This is a genomic window from Romboutsia faecis, from assembly GCF_014323405.1.
GTDB classification, from domain to species: domain Bacteria; phylum Bacillota; class Clostridia; order Peptostreptococcales; family Peptostreptococcaceae; genus Romboutsia_E; species Romboutsia_E faecis.
The window spans coordinates 526,955-545,777 of sequence record NZ_JACRWE010000002.1 but is presented as its reverse complement, the minus strand read 5'-3'; the positions used below and the strand labels follow the sequence as shown (position 1 = coordinate 545,777).

22 protein-coding genes are annotated in these 18,823 nt (G+C 25.9%); 8 read left to right on the top strand and 14 right to left on the bottom strand.

Annotated features, from left to right (window positions below; genetic code table 11):
- Positions 1 to 171 precede the first annotated feature (171 nt).
- Positions 172 to 627 (top strand): hypothetical protein, encoded by a 456-nt coding sequence (locus tag H8923_RS05945; RefSeq protein ID WP_153972067.1) that lies wholly within the window; start codon positions 172 to 174, stop codon positions 625 to 627.
- A 50-nt stretch (positions 628 to 677) separates the two neighbouring features.
- Here the strand turns inward: H8923_RS05945 and H8923_RS05940 are convergent, their stop codons facing one another.
- On the bottom strand, positions 678 to 938 hold the full coding sequence (locus tag H8923_RS05940; RefSeq protein ID WP_153972068.1) for a TIGR03905 family TSCPD domain-containing protein: 261 nt from the start codon (positions 936 to 938) through the stop codon (positions 678 to 680).
- Positions 939 to 1,618: 680 nt separating this feature from the next.
- On the opposite strand from H8923_RS05940, the gene H8923_RS05935 reads away from it, so the two are divergent.
- Positions 1,619 to 2,374, top strand: coding sequence for a peptidylprolyl isomerase (locus tag H8923_RS05935; protein ID WP_153972069.1), 756 nt, complete (start codon positions 1,619 to 1,621; stop codon positions 2,372 to 2,374).
- Positions 2,375 to 2,442: 68 nt separating this feature from the next.
- Here the strand turns inward: H8923_RS05935 and H8923_RS05930 are convergent, their stop codons facing one another.
- Complete coding sequence (locus H8923_RS05930) at positions 2,443 to 2,853, bottom strand: CBS domain-containing protein (RefSeq protein ID WP_153972070.1); 411 nt, start codon at positions 2,851 to 2,853, stop codon at positions 2,443 to 2,445.
- A gap of 174 nt (positions 2,854 to 3,027) precedes the next feature.
- Between H8923_RS05930 and H8923_RS05925 the strand changes: the two genes are divergently transcribed.
- Complete coding sequence (locus tag H8923_RS05925; RefSeq protein WP_153972071.1) at positions 3,028 to 3,801, top strand: hypothetical protein; 774 nt, start codon at positions 3,028 to 3,030, stop codon at positions 3,799 to 3,801.
- A gap of 84 nt (positions 3,802 to 3,885) precedes the next feature.
- On the opposite strand, the gene H8923_RS05920 is transcribed toward H8923_RS05925, so the two are convergent.
- Positions 3,886 to 4,086, bottom strand: coding sequence for a cold-shock protein (locus H8923_RS05920; protein WP_122639566.1), 201 nt, complete (start codon positions 4,084 to 4,086; stop codon positions 3,886 to 3,888).
- Positions 4,087 to 4,260: 174 nt separating this feature from the next.
- Positions 4,261 to 5,382 (bottom strand): amidase domain-containing protein, encoded by a 1,122-nt coding sequence (locus tag H8923_RS05915; protein ID WP_408639060.1) that lies wholly within the window; start codon positions 5,380 to 5,382, stop codon positions 4,261 to 4,263.
- Positions 5,383 to 5,643: 261 nt separating this feature from the next.
- On the opposite strand from H8923_RS05915, the gene H8923_RS05910 reads away from it, so the two are divergent.
- Both H8923_RS05910 and H8923_RS05905 read left to right on the top strand, forming a co-directional pair.
- Complete coding sequence (locus H8923_RS05910) at positions 5,644 to 6,462, top strand: pyridoxamine kinase (protein WP_153972073.1); 819 nt, start codon at positions 5,644 to 5,646, stop codon at positions 6,460 to 6,462.
- Positions 6,463 to 6,686: 224 nt separating this feature from the next.
- Complete coding sequence (locus tag H8923_RS05905; RefSeq protein WP_153972074.1) at positions 6,687 to 7,007, top strand: YlbF family regulator; 321 nt, start codon at positions 6,687 to 6,689, stop codon at positions 7,005 to 7,007.
- Between the two features lie 50 nt (positions 7,008 to 7,057).
- Here the strand turns inward: H8923_RS05905 and H8923_RS05900 are convergent, their stop codons facing one another.
- The 3 genes from H8923_RS05900 to H8923_RS05890 are packed head-to-tail and all read right to left on the bottom strand — an operon-like array spanning position 7,058 to position 9,573.
- Positions 7,058 to 7,885: a metal ABC transporter permease gene (locus H8923_RS05900; protein ID WP_243139955.1), complete on the bottom strand. Its 828-nt coding sequence runs from the start codon at positions 7,883 to 7,885 to the stop codon at positions 7,058 to 7,060.
- Between the two features lie 16 nt (positions 7,886 to 7,901).
- Positions 7,902 to 8,624, bottom strand: coding sequence for a metal ABC transporter ATP-binding protein (locus H8923_RS05895; RefSeq protein WP_153972075.1), 723 nt, complete (start codon positions 8,622 to 8,624; stop codon positions 7,902 to 7,904).
- A gap of 7 nt (positions 8,625 to 8,631) precedes the next feature.
- Positions 8,632 to 9,573 (bottom strand): metal ABC transporter substrate-binding protein, encoded by a 942-nt coding sequence (locus H8923_RS05890; protein WP_153972076.1) that lies wholly within the window; start codon positions 9,571 to 9,573, stop codon positions 8,632 to 8,634.
- Between the two features lie 283 nt (positions 9,574 to 9,856).
- Between H8923_RS05890 and H8923_RS05885 the strand changes: the two genes are divergently transcribed.
- Positions 9,857 to 11,260: a DUF3329 domain-containing protein gene (locus H8923_RS05885; protein WP_153972077.1), complete on the top strand. Its 1,404-nt coding sequence runs from the start codon at positions 9,857 to 9,859 to the stop codon at positions 11,258 to 11,260.
- A 1-nt stretch (position 11,261) separates the two neighbouring features.
- Positions 11,262 to 12,203 (top strand): glycosyltransferase family 2 protein, encoded by a 942-nt coding sequence (locus H8923_RS05880; protein WP_153972078.1) that lies wholly within the window; start codon positions 11,262 to 11,264, stop codon positions 12,201 to 12,203.
- A gap of 70 nt (positions 12,204 to 12,273) precedes the next feature.
- Here H8923_RS05880 and H8923_RS05875 read toward each other — a convergent pair whose 3' ends face one another.
- Complete coding sequence (locus H8923_RS05875) at positions 12,274 to 12,681, bottom strand: GtrA family protein (RefSeq protein ID WP_153972079.1); 408 nt, start codon at positions 12,679 to 12,681, stop codon at positions 12,274 to 12,276.
- A gap of 197 nt (positions 12,682 to 12,878) precedes the next feature.
- Positions 12,879 to 14,177 carry a hypothetical protein gene (locus H8923_RS05870; protein WP_153972080.1) on the bottom strand — a complete coding sequence of 433 codons (1,299 nt, stop codon included), beginning with the start codon at positions 14,175 to 14,177 and terminating at the stop codon, positions 12,879 to 12,881.
- A 253-nt stretch (positions 14,178 to 14,430) separates the two neighbouring features.
- On the opposite strand from H8923_RS05870, the gene H8923_RS05865 reads away from it, so the two are divergent.
- Positions 14,431 to 14,769, top strand: coding sequence for a hypothetical protein (locus H8923_RS05865; RefSeq protein WP_153972081.1), 339 nt, complete (start codon positions 14,431 to 14,433; stop codon positions 14,767 to 14,769).
- Between the two features lie 83 nt (positions 14,770 to 14,852).
- On the opposite strand, the gene H8923_RS05860 is transcribed toward H8923_RS05865, so the two are convergent.
- The 5 genes from H8923_RS05860 to H8923_RS05840 form a co-directional block, all read right to left on the bottom strand.
- Entirely contained in the window at positions 14,853 to 15,362 is a 510-nt protein-coding gene (locus H8923_RS05860) for a hypothetical protein (protein WP_153972082.1), read from the bottom strand.
- A 93-nt stretch (positions 15,363 to 15,455) separates the two neighbouring features.
- Positions 15,456 to 16,478, bottom strand: coding sequence for a DUF4097 family beta strand repeat-containing protein (locus H8923_RS05855; RefSeq protein WP_172976734.1), 1,023 nt, complete (start codon positions 16,476 to 16,478; stop codon positions 15,456 to 15,458).
- Positions 16,471 to 17,223 (bottom strand): DUF1700 domain-containing protein, encoded by a 753-nt coding sequence (locus H8923_RS05850; protein ID WP_153972084.1) that lies wholly within the window; start codon positions 17,221 to 17,223, stop codon positions 16,471 to 16,473. Before H8923_RS05850 ends, H8923_RS05855 begins: the two co-directional genes overlap by 8 nt.
- 15 nt (positions 17,224 to 17,238) lie before the next feature.
- Positions 17,239 to 17,550 (bottom strand): PadR family transcriptional regulator, encoded by a 312-nt coding sequence (locus tag H8923_RS05845; RefSeq protein WP_172976735.1) that lies wholly within the window; start codon positions 17,548 to 17,550, stop codon positions 17,239 to 17,241.
- Positions 17,551 to 17,736: 186 nt separating this feature from the next.
- Entirely contained in the window at positions 17,737 to 18,768 is a 1,032-nt protein-coding gene (locus tag H8923_RS05840) for a M42 family metallopeptidase (RefSeq protein WP_153972085.1), read from the bottom strand.
- Positions 18,769 to 18,823 lie beyond the last annotated feature (55 nt).

Here is an 18,823-nt window from a genome sequence, read left to right as displayed (position 1 = left end):
TTTATTTTCATTTCTAATTTTTTATGTTAAAATATTAGATATATTTTCATTTGCTTATTGTAAATTTAAATGTAAAGATTGAACATAATAATAATGTTAAAGTAAATTTTTAGTTTCAATCGTAAAAAACGTTATTATAACTAAATATTTATTGAAATTAGGAGGATTAATATGGGCTTAAAAGACAAATTTGCAGAATCATTTGCTAGATCAAAAACTATGAGTGGTCCTGAGAAAAAAGCTAATGAAATTATGGGGAAATTATTAATGAAGAAAGCTATTTTACCTTTAATAATAATGTTCGCTGTAGTTATAATTGGTTCTATTAGTAAAATTAATGGATGGATTATATTTGGATTAAACATAGCAATAGCTGTAGCAACTTATTTCTACATAAAAAAAGCTGGGGATAAATATCAAAACTTTAAACCATATGTAGGTAACTTAATTAGTTTAGAGAAAAAAGGTAAAAAAGAATACGTAGCAATAATCAAGCAAGGTAAATTACCTGTAAAGTTGCACATAGCTCATGGTGGAGAAGATTTAGAACATGTTAGAAAAAATCAACTAGTTCAAATAAGCTACAACCCAGACGAAAAAATAGCTATATTAGTTAATAAACAATAATATATAAAAAGAGAATGTCAGCTAAGACATTCTCTTTTTATATGTAACTACTATTCTTTTTTTAATACATATTCTTTATATATTTTAAGAGCATTAGCAAGTTGATCTGGACAAGATGTTCCTCTATTCATGCACGGTATATTTTCTAGATGTTCTATTATTTCATCGATTTTTTTCCCTTCAACAAAGTATTTTAATGCAATTAAATTACCTGCACAACCACCTTCAAATACTACATCCTTTATCACTTCATCTTCAATATCCATTAAAATAGATTTAGCACAAACTCCTTTTGTATAATATCTGTACATAAAATTCCCCCTTATTTTATATCTTAGGTTAAAAATATTTTATTAATGATATATCTATAAAATTGATCATACTAAAATATAATCCTAGTATTTAATATATATATATGCTTTAATTTATTTATAGATAATTATTATTATTTTAGAAAGGGTGTGAGAAGTTGAATAAAGAAGTTTTCTTCGAGTATTACTTCAGATTTTTAACATTATTCTTTTGGCCAATTATTTTCTATAAAATTATATTCATACAAAACTATACTTTAGAAACTATTTTATTTTACTCGTATACTTTTGTTGGAATAATTTATATAGCTTTATTAATTTTTTATTTTATGGGTATGAAAAAATTAAGGAATATAAACTTACATTATAGGATAAACACTATATGTTCATACATACTTACATTATCAACTTTTTTACTATTTCCAACTAATCTTACTCTTTTATATTTAAAATTTATCTTCATACTAATATATTTTTATTTTTCATGTAGAATGGTTTTTAGATTTAAAAATGAAGAGGGCGTTGTTGGTATAATATCATCACTATTATTAATGGTCATTGCAATTTGGTATTAATATATTTGCTTATACTGGAAAGATTAGACATATTGAAATTTTTTTGATATTATTTATATTAAAGGCTAATATTAATAATGAATACAAATAAAGGAGTTAATTATTATGGAAAAAAAAGTTTTAGCTACAGTTGGAGAAAAAGAAATAACTAACTTAGACGTTGAAGGTATATTAGGTGGATTAGACCCTTATCAAGCTTCTCACTTCAACTCTGAACAAGGAAAAAAACAAATATTAGAAGATTTAGTTAACCAAGAATTACTATACATAGAAGCTAAGGAAAATAACTTAGATCAAGATGAAGAATTCAAAGCTGAATTAGAAAGAGTAAAAGAAAATATGTTAAAGCAATATGCTATGAACAAAGTATTAACTAGCGTTACTTTAACTGAAGAAGAAAAAGAAGCTTTCTTCGAAGCTAATAAATCTAGATTTACTAAACCAGATACAGCTTCTGCTAAGCATATATTAGTAGATACTGAAGAAAATGCAACTGACATATTAAATAAAATAAATGCTGGTGAGGTTACTTTTGAAGCGGCTGCAACTGAACATTCTTCTTGCCCATCTAAAGATGCTGGTGGAGATTTAGGAACATTCGAAAGAGGACAAATGGTTCCTGAGTTTGATGAAGCTGTATTCACTATGGATAAAGGTTCAATAACTGGTCCTGTTAAAACTCAATTTGGATACCACTTAATTAAGTTAGAGGATAGACAAGAAGGTGGACAATCTGAATATGCAGAAGTTAGAAATGAAATAGAAAAAGCTTTAACTTATCAAAAACAAAGCGAAGCTTACACTAATAAATACAATGATTTAAAATCAAAATACAACAATATAGTTAAATTCAATGACTAATATATAAATATATAAAGCCTAGTAAAAATACTAGGCTTTATATATTATTTAATTATTTAATTATCCTCTTAATCTTCATTATTCATTTTATGGTAGCAATAATCAATTATGTCTCTTCTTTTTATTATGCCTATAAAAGTCTCTTCATCATCTATTACTGGTACAAAATTTTGATTCATAGATTTTGAAATTAAATCTTCTATGTTTGCCTCTACAGACACTGGAGCATTATCTTTACGTCTTTTAACATTCATAATAGGTACATCTTCTACTGACTTTAAATCTAATGAAAAATCATTTTTTAATGTCCATAGCAAATCACCTTCAGTTAATGTACCTACATACTTCCCTTCTTTATTAATTATAGGAATTGAAGAGTATCTGTGGTACTCCATTTTTTCTAATGTTTGCCTCATAGTGTAGTCTTCATATATGTATGCAACTTCACTTTTAGGTGTTAAAAAAAATAATATGTTCATCACACTACACCTCCCAATACTTAATGTAAGGATTTATACATATTTGTTCATAAAACATATATTTTATTTCTTTTTACATATTAATTCTACCATATTTATGCTTTTATTTAAATTTTTATTTTAAAATTTTTTTTCTGGGTATAAATTTATTATATTCATTGAAGGAGGCTCAATATGAAATATAGCTACAACTATAATACCGAATTAGAAAATATACTTAATGAAATATATAAACATAAAATATATAATATAGCTGCTAAAAATAACATATCTGTGATAAATGAAACTAACCTAAATAATATTATTAACATATTTACATCCACACATGTATACCTAGGTAGCGATTTAGATAGTTTTATAATAAACCTAATGCCTACAGGTGATGCAGGTTACTTCTATAGAGCTGAAATATCAAAACATTTTAATCACTCTTACCCTAGATTATTTGATTATTTAGGTAACCCTATAAAAAGTGAAAGTTCTAATAAGTTTGCCTTAAAATTATGGCAGTCTAATGCAGAAGAAATGTTTATAGAAGATATACGTAGTAAATTCAGCAAAGAGAATTTTGATAACTTCGTAGAGAGTAACTTATTAAGTATGGCTGACGATATAGCTTCTTTTATAAATAAGTTAAATAAAGAAAAAGAAATTATAATACCTATTTTAAATAAATCTGAATTACTTTCTAAAGTTAAGTCTATGATACTAGATAATAAATTAGACTCATCTTGGATTGAACTCTTAATAGATATTGATGAATTAAGAAATAATATGCAACAATATGCCGCAGAATTCGATATATATAGCGAGTTTGATAAACTAGAAGATGACTTAGAAGAATGTTTAAATCAGTTCTGCAAATATACATCTGAAGATTTATATGATTTTTTAATAAAAGAAAAAGACTTCTACTTCATTGAAAATGTTGGCTTAGTTAAAAGGTAATAAAGTAAAAAAAGCCGCAATAAGCGGCTTTTTCACATACAACTAGATTTATAACTAATAAAACTAATATATATGAACTTTTAATTATAATCTAACTACATTAGAAGCTTGAGGACCTTTTGCACCTTCAACTACATCAAATTGAACGCTTTGTCCTTCTTCTAAAGACTTGTATCCATCACCTTGTATAGCTGAGAAATGTACGAAAACATCTCCTTCACCTTCTACAGATATGAATCCAAATCCTTTTTCGTTGTTAAACCATTTAACTACACCAGTTTTCATTTAATAAATCCTCCTAAAAAAACACAATTATTCAGCTAAACTTTAGCTTTGTTATCACTTTACCATATATAATCAGTTTTGTCAAATTTTATTAGTTTTATACATTTTTATAAAAACATCCTAAACCTAGTATCCATGCACATTTCAGCATATCCTGAGTTCTAGGAAAACATTTTAGTAGTTAACTTTTATTAGATGAAATTTTATGGCTTTATTACTCCATCCTAAATCCCAAGGTACCAATAGTCTGTCTGTATTATGACAAGTGACTAAAGGATATCCTTTTGAATCCTGCCCAGTTACAGTGGAAACATGAGTAATTCTTCCTCCTTTTTCATAACCGACAAAATCTCCTGGTCTTAGATTATAAGCTTCTTTATAAACATCATGATATGAACCTTTAGCGATTAAGCTACCTCTTCCACTATTTAACATATAATTTTTAAACCCTTGAGCATTAACCCATGCTTTAGTTCCATCTCCATTGCAATAATTCCAAGTTGCATTCTTCTTAAATCTTCCACTTTCAAATAGTATCTGAGATGCAAAATTAGCACAATCTCCACCGTCAGGATTAAAATCTTTATACTTATTATTAAATTTAAGGCCGAACTCTTCATCTGCAGCTGCTCCACAATACTGATGAGCATAATTAATAGCTTTTTCTTGCTCCTTAGTTAACTGAATTTCTGCTTTTTCATGATTTTCTATATAGTTTCTTATTTCATTAGAATTAATATTTTCTAAGTTTAAAGAATCTTCAAAAGGATCCGTATACCATTCTTTAACTATCACATATTGATTATCTCTTATTACTACATTCAAATAATGATATGTTCCTATCCTAAATGTATTTATTACATCCTTCTGATTTTCATATGAATATTTATATTCTGTAGAAACAGTACATATAATTCCATATAAATCTTCCTCTTCTTCTTTTTCTTTTATTTTTTTAACAATTACTTTAGTTTTAATATCTTTAAAATCTACACCTTGTTTATCTGACCAACTCTTTATATACTTCATTTTTTTTACTTCATGCTCATATGCCCAAAGACCAAATTTTTTACTAGTATCATAAAGCTCTTTTAATATTTCTTCATTTTGATCTAATATAGCCTTATTTCTATAATCAAATAGATGCTCTAGTAATAATTTATATTGATTATTTGTTTCATCCGTATTGGTGTCGGTATCAATTTTACTAGCTTCTAATACTTCTTCTTTTATATTTTTATTATCATCATACCTTCCTTTATTTATAAATACACTTCCTCCTAATGATATTGTCAAACATAAACATATCACTATTTTTTTGATGTACTCATTTTTATTTTTGAGTAATTTCAAACAAAGCACCTCCCAACGAATAGTACACCATTTTTTATAAAATTCATTTCTCTTATTATGTCCAATAAGTTATCAAATAATTTTAATTATTGTTTAATTGTATTGGTACATTGTATTATTTCTACTTTTTTTTAATAGAGTATATTTTTTTGTATATTTTAGTAGTAATATATATTTATAGATTTAACATTATGGAGGAGTATTATGCTAAAAAAAGTTGCAGCAATAAATGATTTATCAGGGGTTGGTAGATGCTCTCTTACTGTAGCAATACCTATACTTTCAGCTTTAAAAGTCCAATGTTGTCCTTTTCCTACTGCTATACTTTCTAGCCAAACTGACTATCCAGAATTCACATTCTTAGATTTTACAAAGGAAATGGATGAATACAGAAATGTTTGGAAAAGACTTCATATTGATGTTGATTGTATATACAGTGGTTTCTTAGGATCAATTGAGCAAATTGAAATTGTATCTAATTTTATAAAAGAAACTAATACTTCCCTAGTTGTAGTAGATCCAGTTATGGGAGATAACGGCTCTTTATATTCTACATTTACAGAAGAAATGTGCTATAAGATAAAAGATTTAGTAAAACATTCAACTTTAATAACTCCTAATTTGACAGAAGCATGTATATTAACAAAAAAAGAGTACCATCATAATTATTCTAGACTTGAACTTATTAATATAGCAAAAGACTTATCAAATCTAGGTCCTTTAAATGTTGTCATTACAGGTATCGTTGAAGGTGATAATATACTTAACTTAGCTTATAATAAATCTAGTGATGAAGCTTATTTTACATCTGTAAAATATAATAATCGTTCTTATAGCGGAACAGGTGATATATTTACATCTATTATTTGCGGTCTTTTAACAAATAATTATGATTTAAACTTTGCAGTTGAAACTGCCACTAAATTTATATATAAAACTATAAATTATACATCTCAGTTTAATACTGATAGAAATGATGGTGTAATGTTTGAAATGTTTTTAGGTGATTTGATATCTCTTTAACTAACTATAAAAAAGGGTGCGTCTCTTAATGTAAACTAGAGACATCACCCTTTATTTCCACGCTGTCATTATTCTGTCTTGTCTTTTTTGATACATTATATATTATTATACAAATATTATTTTTGCTACACTTTTCATACTAGTTTTAAAATAAAATATGTAGTCTATATGTTCTCTTTATTTTATACAATATAATATACTGGATTAATTAAGGAGGGTATACAATGGATATTAATCAAAAAGCTAAAGAATTTGCTAGTTGTATAAAAAATACTAATGAATTTAAGTATATGAACAAGTGTAAGGCAGATATTGAAAAGAATAGGTCTTTAAAAAAACAATTTGATTCTTATATTAATAAAAAGAATAATATTTACTCAAGATATAGTATAGATGATGCTTCTTATAAGATTAAGAGCTTAAATAAGGAGTATGATACATTTTTTAATCTTCCTCTAGTATCTAATTATATGAAAGCCACTCAAGAATTTAACAATATGATGGAAAGTCTATATAAAATAATAGAAAAAGAGCTTATAAAATAATGCTAGCGGTCTCAGACGCTAAAATGCTTTGAGGCCGCTATTATTGTTTCTCAATTATTTATTACTTTTTCAATTTTTCTTTTATCTATCTTAGTTTTATATAAACTTACTATCATTAGTTGTAAAATACTTACTATAACTATTATAGCACCTGGTGCTACATCCATATAAAAAGATAAAATAACACCACTAAGTATTGATGTTTCTCCAAATAATATTGAATAAAATATTGATTGTCTAAAACTTTTAGCTACTCTTAAACTTGTAGCTACTGGTATTGCAATTAATGACGATACTAATAAAACTCCAACAATTCTAAGAGTCATTGTGATACTTGCTGCAACTAATATCATAAAAATAATATTTATAATTTTTACTGGAATATTTGATAGTTTTGCACTTTCTTCATCAAATGTAATATATACTAGTTCTTTAAAAAATAAGTTTATAAATAACAAAACTATTATTGCAGTTATTATTATTATAGTAATATCTTCTTTTGTTACAGTTGCTATACTCCCATACATGAAAGAAAATAAATCAAAGTTAACATTTGATACACTCATAAGTATTCCTGATATACCTACCCCTAAAGCCATTATTATTGCTATAGACAAATCTGCATACTCTTTAAGGCTACTTCTTAATCTATCTATTATAATAGCTGCTAAACTTGATGCTACTAACGAACCAATTATAGGATTCCCGTTAAAAATAGTTGATGCTGCTATTCCCGATAATGCTATATGTGACAAACTATCACCAATTAGAGATAACCTTCTTAAAACTATAAACATACCCATTAAAGGACATATTAATCCTACTATAGAAGCCGCAATTAATGCCCTCACCATAAAATCATATTGAAATATTTCCAATTTTACTGCCTCCCTTTTATATATCAAAAAGGTCTAGTAATGTATTTTTTGTTAATTCATCATCTATATTTTCTATTACCTTAATACCTTTATTTTTTATTACTGCTAATTTCTTTACTTCTTCCTTAACTAAAAATAAATCATGAGAAACTATTACTATCGTAAGCTGTAAGCTTTCATTTAACGTCTTTAAAAGATGATAAAATTCTTTTTGACCATTTAGGTCTATACCTACTGTTGGTTCATCTAAAATCAGTATTTTAGGATTTCTCATAAGAGCCCTACATATAAAAACTTTTTGCTGTTGACCTCCAGATAAACTTCCTATTAATTTATCTTTAAGATCATATATTCCTACTAATTTTAAAACATTCCAAACCTCTTCTAAGTGTTTTTTCTTTATTTTCTTAAACAATCCTATCTTAGGTGCTAAGTCCATAGATACAACTTCAGTTACTGTTGCAGGAAAAGAAGTTGAGAATGAGTTTGATTTTTGATTTACATATCCGATTTTTTCCCAATTATTGAAATTTGTAATTTCTTTATCTAAAATCTTAATTTTACCTTTTGTTGGATTTAGCTCATTAATTATAAGCTTTAATAATGTTGTCTTTCCAGAACCATTAGGTCCTATAATTCCTATGTAATCTCCTTGATAAATATCAAAATTAACATTTTCTAGTATAGTTTTATCTTCATATCCGAAACTAACATCTTTAAACTTAATTACATCTATCATTTTATACCTACTTTAACACTATTTTAAGTGTTTCTAAATTTTTTTCCATCAATGATATATAGTCTTCATTATCATTAAAATCATCTTTAGTTATACCATCTATTGAATATAAAATTCCTGTATCTATTTTTGCCTCATTAGCTATCGTTTGAGAAACTTTTGGATTAACTAATCCATCAAATAATATATATTTAATATTATTATCCTTTACATAGTTTGTAAGTTCTGCTATTTTGTTCATAGAAGGCTCTTGATTTGGATTTATGCCTGTTATTGATATTTGATTTATTCCATATTGCTTGCATAAATATCCATAAGCATCATGAGAAACTAATATAGTTTTATTTTTTATATCTTTTAAATTTATATTGTACTCTTCTTGTAAGTCTTTTAATTCTTTTACATAGTTATTATAATTTTCTTCATAATATCCTTTATTTTTGCTATCTATTTTTATGAATGCATTTTTTATATTTTCACATTCCTTTATGGCATTGTTTATATTCAACCACACATGAGGATCATACTTACCATGTTCATGTTCTTCTTCAATTTCATCCTCATCATGACCTTCTTCTTCATATGTTATTTTTTCAATTCCTTCACTTGCTATTATAATATCTAATTTATCTGATTCCGACTTTATATTATCAGCAAATCCATCTATTCCTAAACCATTTTTTATAAGTAAATCTGCATTTTGTATGTCTTTTATGGTTTTTGCACTTATTTCATAATCATGTGGTTCCGAAGATGGTGGCACAATACAATTTAATTCAATTTTATCTTTACCTATATTTTTAGCAAAATCATATACAGGAAAAATAGTCGCATACACCTTAATTTTACCATTAGACTCATTGATCTCTTTTTGTCTCGTATTATTAGAACATGCTATCAGTCCTAAACTCATCATCATAGCTAATACAGCTATATATACCTTCTTCATAATTTACCTCCTATAAATTTCTTAAATTAATATAAATTAGATTTATTAATACCTAAATCATTTCACAGTATATCTATCCCCCTATAATTTTATATTATTAATATTTTTAAATAATCATGTTAATAATCCTCTTCTTGATTGGCATTATTAATTAACAAATTATCTAATTGTATTTAATATAGTTATAATTTTGTAGTTAACTAGCTTTAAAAAGTGCCTCCAATTATGTATAATATAAAATATTGATTAAAATATTTTATATTTCAAAGTAGGAGGAATAGTTTTGAAAAGAAATAACAATTCGTTAAATTTTAAAAGTAATATAAATAATACTGAAACTAACTCTATTGGTAATGTAATTTGTTTCTCCCTTATTTTATTGTTAACATTTGGAATGATGTATATTCTTAATAAGAATACTCATTTTACTTCAGATGATTTTCGATATAATTTTATGTATGAATCTTTTATGCCTACTAATAGTGTTCAAAGAATATCAAGTTTCAGCGATATATTTAAATCTATGTATAACCATTACTTTATGTGGGGTGGTAGAATTACTGCACATACCTTAGTTCAATTTTTCTTAATGTTCGATAAGCAATTCTTTAATATTATTAACTCAATTGCTTTTGTTGGACTAGCTGTACTTATTTACTTACATTCAAATGTTTCAAGAAAAATAAACATACAATTATTAATAGGTATAATATTATCATTATGGTTCTTTATACCTCAATTTGGGCTAACTGTACTATGGGTATCAGGTGCAGGTAACTATTTATGGTGTACTGTAATTATATTATTATTCTTACTGCCATATAGAAAATATCTTGAAAATGAAAATTCTTTTAACGATAGTACTTTCAATTTTATACTTATGATTTTTATAGGTATATTAGCAGGTTGGACAAATGAAAATACTGGTGGAGCTATGATCTTACTAACTATGTTATTTATAGCTTATTATAAATTAAAAAATTTAAAAATACCTAATTGGGCATTTTCTGGATTTATATCTAGTTGTATCGGATTTGGATTTTTAGCTCTTGCACCTGGTAATAACGCGAGAAAAGAATATTTAGTTAATAAAACAGTAAATATAGTAAAAAATATAGGAAATGTATTTGGTACTTCATTTACACTTATGTTTGGACTTACTATTCTTTTATTAGTTATTTTAGCGTTCTTCTTAATAACGAGTAGTAATACACAATTAATAAGTAAGTCACTTACAATATCTTTTATGTATATATTCTCTGCACTTGCAGGAATAATTGTTTTAATTGTATCTCCTCAAATACCTGCTAGAACTTGGTTTGGACCTATAGTATTTATTATAATTGCAATAGGAAATATTTATTCAAATATATCTATTAATTCTAAATCATTAAATATTATTTTAGTAGCTTGTTTAATAGGATTTACAATTAAATTTGCAGATAGCTACAGTATCGCCTATAAAGATATTGTTAAAACTTATAATAGTATAAATACTCAAATTTCTACTATAAATACTGAAAAAGAAAACGGTAAATTAGATATAGAAATTAAAAATATACCAAAATCTCAAAGTGAATATAATGCATTTAGAGGTAGTAGATATGTTAGTGACGATAAAGAATCTTGGATTAATAAATGGATAGCTAAATACTATGGCGTAAATTCGATAGTTGGAGTTGATTAATATGAAAAATAAAATATTGTCTATTATAATACCAATGTATAATGAAGAAGAATCTCTTCCTCATTTATATAGTAGATTAGTTGCTTTAGGAGAGCAAATAAAAGACTATGATTTAGAATTTCTATTTGTAAATGATGGTAGTAAAGATAGCTCTTTAGAGATAGTTAAAGCACTACGTAAGGCAGATAAAAGAGTTTGCTATGTAAACTTATCTAGAAACTTTGGTAAAGAAGTTGCCATGGGAGCTGCCTTTGACTATGTTACAGGGGAAGCTGTAGCTATAATAGATGCTGACTTACAAGATCCTCCTGAATTGATAGTTGATATGATTAAGTTATATGAAGAAGGATACGATGACGTATATGCTAAAAGAAGAAGTAGAGATGGTGAAACTTGGTTCAAAAAATTCACATCTAAAGCCTTCTATAGAGTTTTACAAAGTGTATCAGATGTACCTATTCAAAAAGATACAGGAGACTTTAGACTATTAAGCAGAAGGGCTATAGATGCTTTAAAATCTTTTCCCGAAAAGCAAAGATACACTAAGGGAATGTTTAGTTTAATAGGTTTTAAGAAAAAGGAAATAGAATTCGATAGAGATTCAAGAGTTGCTGGACAAACTAAATGGAATTATTTTAAGTTAATGGACTTAGCAATTGAAGGGATAGTTTCCTTTACTATACTTCCACTTAGAATTTCTACAATAATGGGGATAATAAGTGGTATTGCTTCTTTCTTGTACATGATTTTTGTATTCTCTAAAACTTTAATTTTTGGTGTAGATGTTCCAGGGTATGCAAGTATTGTTTGCATATTATTGTTCTTGAGTGCTGTTCAACTAATATCATTAGGTATTATAGGTGAATACTTAGGAAGAATTTTCATAGAAGTAAAAGGTAGACCATTATACTTTGTTGAAGAGTATTCAGGATCTATAGAATAGAAAAAAGATGTCCTTAACTTGGACATCTTTTTTATTTATATTTGATGACAATTAAAAACATCTCTATTATTTATACCTGTATCTCTTTTTTAAATATAATTAATTTACTAAATATAAAGTTTAAAACAATAACAACTATATTAGTTACTATCTTTACAAATAAATCATTTATTCCCATTAAAGTTGCCATCACAAATATTATCCCTAATTCAACAATCCCAGAAAATAGTCTACAACCAACAAATGCTCTAAATTCTTTTAATATATATTTAAAATCAGTTTCTTTACTTTTAAAAACAAAAAATTTATTTGTAATATAAGCAAATAACACTGCTGCAATCCATGCAATACAATTTGAAACTAAAACATCAGCTTTAACAACTCTAGTAAAAAGTACATATGTAATCATATTTACAAGAAAAGTTAACCCACCAAATATTAAATAAAGTATACTTTCTTTATACTTTTTTATATCCATTCTATTAATCACCACCTAATATATCTTTTGTTTTCCTATATAAAATCTATTATTTAATATACCATATAATTATATAATAGTAAAATTTAATGTTAGTTTAGTATGTTTTAATTTTAATTAATATATTCAGTTTGTATAAAATACTTAATATGTAAAAGAGAGCCTAAAACTTAAGCTCTCTTTCTAACTTATAATTATTACATTTCATCAAAAGGCATCATGTTTTGCATATACATATTTTGCATATACATATAATAGTTCATCCACATATCATTCATGTCTTGATATTGATCAATATAAGCATTCATATATGGTTTATCTAAAGATGGATATTTACTTGACATTCCTCCTGTACATTGCATAGGAGTCATATCATACATAGGACTTACATAAGTTGAACATAAATTACCTTTACAAAGATCACAATCTTCAATATATACTATATCTTCATGTTTAGTTGATTTTTTACAAGAATTCATGTTGTAGTCATTCATTTCGTAGCAAGGGTTCATTTTATACTTATTATCTGAATAGCATGAATCAATTTTATCTTCATAGTCTCCATTACAAGTATTCATCTTGCATGGATTTTTGTAAACAGGTTTATTACATCCGTAAGATTTTTTCTTTGGAGGATTACAAGAGTAATCATATTCTTCATATTTACAAGTAGAGCTTGGTTTTGTAGTATTACACATATTTGTAGTATTGCACATATCTGTAGGTTTTACATATTCGCAAGGCATTTCTTTTTTACAATTAGCCTTACTTGAACATTCATTTAATGCAGTCTCACATTTAGAAATCATATCTTCACACTTTTTAGATTTCATTTCATACTCTTTTATTTTTTCTCCTGCACTTTGATAACATTCTAGTGCTTTTTCATCACATTTCATTGCTTGAGCATATAATTCTTTAGCTTTTTCATTTAAACATTGTGCTTTTTCAAATAAACATTTTGCACTTTCACAGTTCGCTTCTGCCTCTTGTTGTATCTTTTTCCCCTCTTGATATAAACATTTAGCTTTAGCAGAAAGTTCTTCAGCTTTTTCTAGTAATTGCTTAGCTTTACACTCTGCTGCTTTAGCTTCTTTTTCAGTACAACATGCATTTTGTAATAAATTATTAGCTTTTTGCTCTAATAATTTTGCAGACTTTTCGCACTCTTTAGCTTGATTATAAGTTTCTACTGCTTGAGCATCACACTCACATGCTTTAGCAAATAACTCCTCTGCCTTCTTAGCCAAATTTACACATTTATCTACACATGTTATCTCATAATCACCACATAAATCGTCTACATATTTTTTTACTGGTTTTTTACATGGATTACATGGATTACATGTATTGCATGTATTAGCTGTGTTGCATGTACATGTATTAGTCGTTTTAGTTTGTTTAGCTGGTTTACATGAATTCATTTTTTCTTCGCATGGATTGCATGCATCATACTGAGGAGCGCATGAATAAGATTGTTTTTTTTTCTTTCTCATAATATGTCAAAACCCCTTTGCTGTATATTTTAAGTTTCATAAGCATGACTTATGTTCTTTACTATAATTATATGATAGCAATTTAAACTGGTTACTAATTATTTGTGTGTTATGTAATATATGGTATATTTTAGTATTTTTTGCTTTTTAATTTTAGCTCTATACTTTAACATATTTTATTAATTATAATTTTCTCTTTATTGCATAATCTATAAACAAGGATTTTCTAAATTTATAATACTGGAGTGATTATATGACTTCTAATGAATTAAATGATATGAAAAATGATTTTAATAACTCTTATAGCAAATCTTGCTGTAAATGCGCTTCAAATTTTATAAAAAATTACCCAGCTTTAAGTACATTAGTTATTTCTGGAGCTATAATATCAGCAACTACTTTATTTAGTTCAAAGTCAAGAAAGGTTCTATTTCCTGCAGTTAAATATATAGGAAAGCAACAGCTAAAACTATTTGCAGGTATTGGTATTTTATCTATAGCAACATATATAGCAAGCGATAACGTAGATTTATATGATGAATTTGATAATAATGAAGACGACGAGATAATATTAAATAATCATATGAAATAAAAAAAGGGCTACTCAAAATAACTTTGCATAATATTTAATTTAAAATCAAATATTATGCAAAATATATTTTGATTATAGCCCTTTTAATCTAATGTAATTAATTTATCATTATAATATATTCGCACATCTTTAATATATGAAATTTCAGATTTAAATTTATCTTCTATTATATTTTTTACTATAAGATTAATCGTATTTTTCTTGGAATATTTATTTAAATAATCATCCTCCCAAGAAACTTTCTTTTTTTCATCATTGTATTCAGTTAATTCTATCTCAACCACATTATTATTTACAATAGTTGCTTCAATTGGTAACCCATTAAAACATTCTTCTGATATATTATCTAAGATTCTATTTATTTTTTCTTTTGCACTACTGTTTATATCTAATTCTATCTCTAATACCTTGGATGGATCCTTTGAATCAGTCTGGATAGTTATAGTCTCTAAGTTATCATCAATAACTTCACTTTTTCTAGACACATCTACATCTTCTAAAGATCTTGCGCTTTCTATATTATTAACATTTGCACATGCTGTATTAAATAAAATAGTTGTGCTTAAAAATATTGTTGCTGTTAATTTATTCATAAGCATCCCTCATTACTATAGTTTTTCTCCATTATATCATAAGGGCTTATTTTTTTCTATTTTTTTACAATATAAATAAACTTATAACATAGTTTAGTTTATTTCAAGATTATCTGATTTTATATTCACATTATACTGTTGATCTAAATCTTCCAGATCTTTATTTAAAATTCCTTTTATTTTTTTAACCTCTCCTACTATGGCATTTTCAGTAAACATATTATTATTTAAATATATATTTTCAGATACACTTATATCAAAATTCATCTTATATTTTTCTATAGGTATTTGCAAATATACAGAATTATCATTTCCTTTTATATTAAGGTTTTTTGCAACAGGTATATTACTCTTTATATTAACATTAGAATTATATCCATCACTATCATATTGACTTATATTTAAATTTAATGGTATATAATTTTCAATATTATCAACAAACATATAATTTTCATTAGAATATATAGTCAAGTAATTACATTCTATATCTACATCTTTAACTCCTAAAAGCTCTATTACATCTAGATATATACTATTAGAACTTAATATTTGTAAATTCTCGATATTTTTAACTTCCTTAGGCAAAGATATCCTTCCTACAGATGTTTTAAATATTATTTCTTTTGTCACAATATCACTTTCTACTCTTAAATCACCACTAGCTGTAACTACTTCTAAATCTATATTGTCTGGTAAATAAACTATGATTCCCTCATTTTGTATTGAAACTAATGATTCTATCACATTGTTAAATAATTTCTTAAAATCTAATTGCTTAATATAATTTCTTTTATCATTTTCAATTTCTTTTATCGTTAATGTATTTTTATTATTATTAACATCATATCTTACAAAATCTTGATTACCTATTCTATTCACCGTTATTTTGTTCTCATTATTTCTTTTAATTCTAACATTGCTATTTATTGTATAAATAGTAACTTTTTTAATATCAACTATATCTTTATTATATATAGTCTCTTCTTTCATAGCTTCTTGCTCTGCTTTTGATATTTCACTCATAAAGTAAGGCATTGTATTAATACCTGACCAAATAGTACCCACTAATCCAATTATAATTAATATTATTGCAAATATGGAAAGTTTCTTATTCATAATCATCATCTCCTTTTCCATCTTCTTCGTAGTTATCTTTTTCTAATCTATCTTTTTTCTCACTAGCATTTATATAAATATTTCTTGTCTTTATCCAATTTATATATCTTTTACTTAACTTAATAAATAATCTTATAAGGAATATAAATATTTGCCAAGCAATTATTTCACATCCTATAAATAATATGGATGTAAATATAATAACTGCAGTTACTTCTGGCACAGACCAAACAAAATTAACTACAAATGGTATAGCTACTATAAAAGCTACTAAAGATATTATTAGTGATATTCCTATTGGTATCATTACAACAATAAACATAAATGCAGGTATTAAAAGTACTAGTGATAAGATTTTTAATATTATCTTTATAATCTTTGTGGATAATCTAGAACTTTCATTATATAAATTAGGTGTAAGCTTTTCACTCACATAATTCTTTCCTTTTTTAAATGTATCTCTTACTTTTATTTTTGACTGTTCATATTTATCGCTAATACTATCAGTAAATTTACTATTTTTATATCGCTTATTTTCATCATTTTCCTTCATTTGAGATACTAACTCTTTTGCTATTGATTTTGGAGAACCAAGAGCTGATATTATTTCCATATCGCTTTTGCCTTCTATTATTCCATCCACAAAATATTCTTCATAATCTCTCAATATATCATTAACTTCATCCTCTGAAAAATCTTTTCTAAGATAATCTTTTAATATCTCTAAAAATTCATTTTTATTCAATATTGGTACCTCCTTCTAATATTCATTTAAAATAACATCAACTGCACCTACAAAATCTTTCCATTCTCTTACTAGTTTGTTTAAATTATTAATTCCATCTGCAGTTATTTTGTAGTACTTCCTTGCTGGACCTTCATTAGATTCTAATATATATGTTTCAAAGTATTCATCCTTTGTAAGCCTTCTTAATATTGGATATATAGTTCCCTCATTAACATCTATAACCTTAGAAATACTTTGAACTATTTCATATCCATACATATCTTTTTTAGATATTAAAGCTAAAACACAGATTTCTAAAACACCTTTTCGAAATTGAGTATTCATTGAATCCCTCCTTTCTTTTTTACATAGTATTATGTAATACACAATAGTATTTTATACACATATATTAACACAGTATTGTGCGTTACACAATACTATATTTTTATATAAATAAAAAAACGAATTCTTTGTAATATTTATAATTACAAAGAATTCGTTTTTTTATCCGATCAAATATGCATTATATATTTAATTTGAAATATATTTTATAATTAACTTTATAGTTTCTTCTAAGGACTTTATATGAGTTCTTTCATAACCATGAGAAGCATATATACCAGGGCCAAATAAAGCAAATTTTGCATCTAATCCTGATCTTATAGCTGATATAGCATCTGACCCATAATTATCATATATATCTAATTTATAGTTAATGCTATCTTCTTTACATAAATTAATAAAGTAATTAATAAGCTTATAATCATATGGTCCATTAGAATCCTTTGTACATATGCTAACATCATACTCCGTTGAATTTTGTTTTTCTCCGAGGCACCCTAAATCAATAGCAATAAAATTCATTGTATCCTTTGGTATAAATGCAGATGCTCCATGCCCTACTTCTTCATAATTAGTAAATAAGAAATTTATAGTATGACTTAGACTTATTTCATTCAATATTATATAATCTATGACATATAACATTACTCCTACAGCTGCTTTATCATCTAAGTATCTTGACTTAATAAATCCTGAACTTGTTATTCTTGTTCTTGTATCAAATGATACCATATCTCCTACATCTATACCTAAATTATTTATATCTGCTTTACAAAATACCTCTTCATCTATTACTATTTCATAATTTTCTGTTGATCTATCTATTTGTTTTGATTCATTTGCATATGCATGAATAGATGGTTTAATATTTTGTAAAGTTCCTTCGTATTTTTTATTATTTTTAGTGTGTATTGTACAACATTCACCTTCTACGGAGCTAATTACATAGTCACCAATTAGGCTTACTGATAATCTTCCATTCTCTTTTATTTCTTTAACCATAGCTCCTAAAGTGTCTACATGAGTTGAAAAAGTAGTAACATTTATTTTATCTTTCCCTTCTATTGTAGCTATTACACTACCTTTATTGGCAATTTTATACCTAATATCTCGAGATTTAAGAAAATTTACTACATACTTTTCAACGTCTTCTGTATATCCTGTGGGGCTTGGAATACTTAAAAGTTCCTTAATATATTTATACAATAAGTTATAGTTCATAGAACCTCCTTAAATACAAGTCTTCCCTTCCCCTAAAGTATTATATTCAAAAATT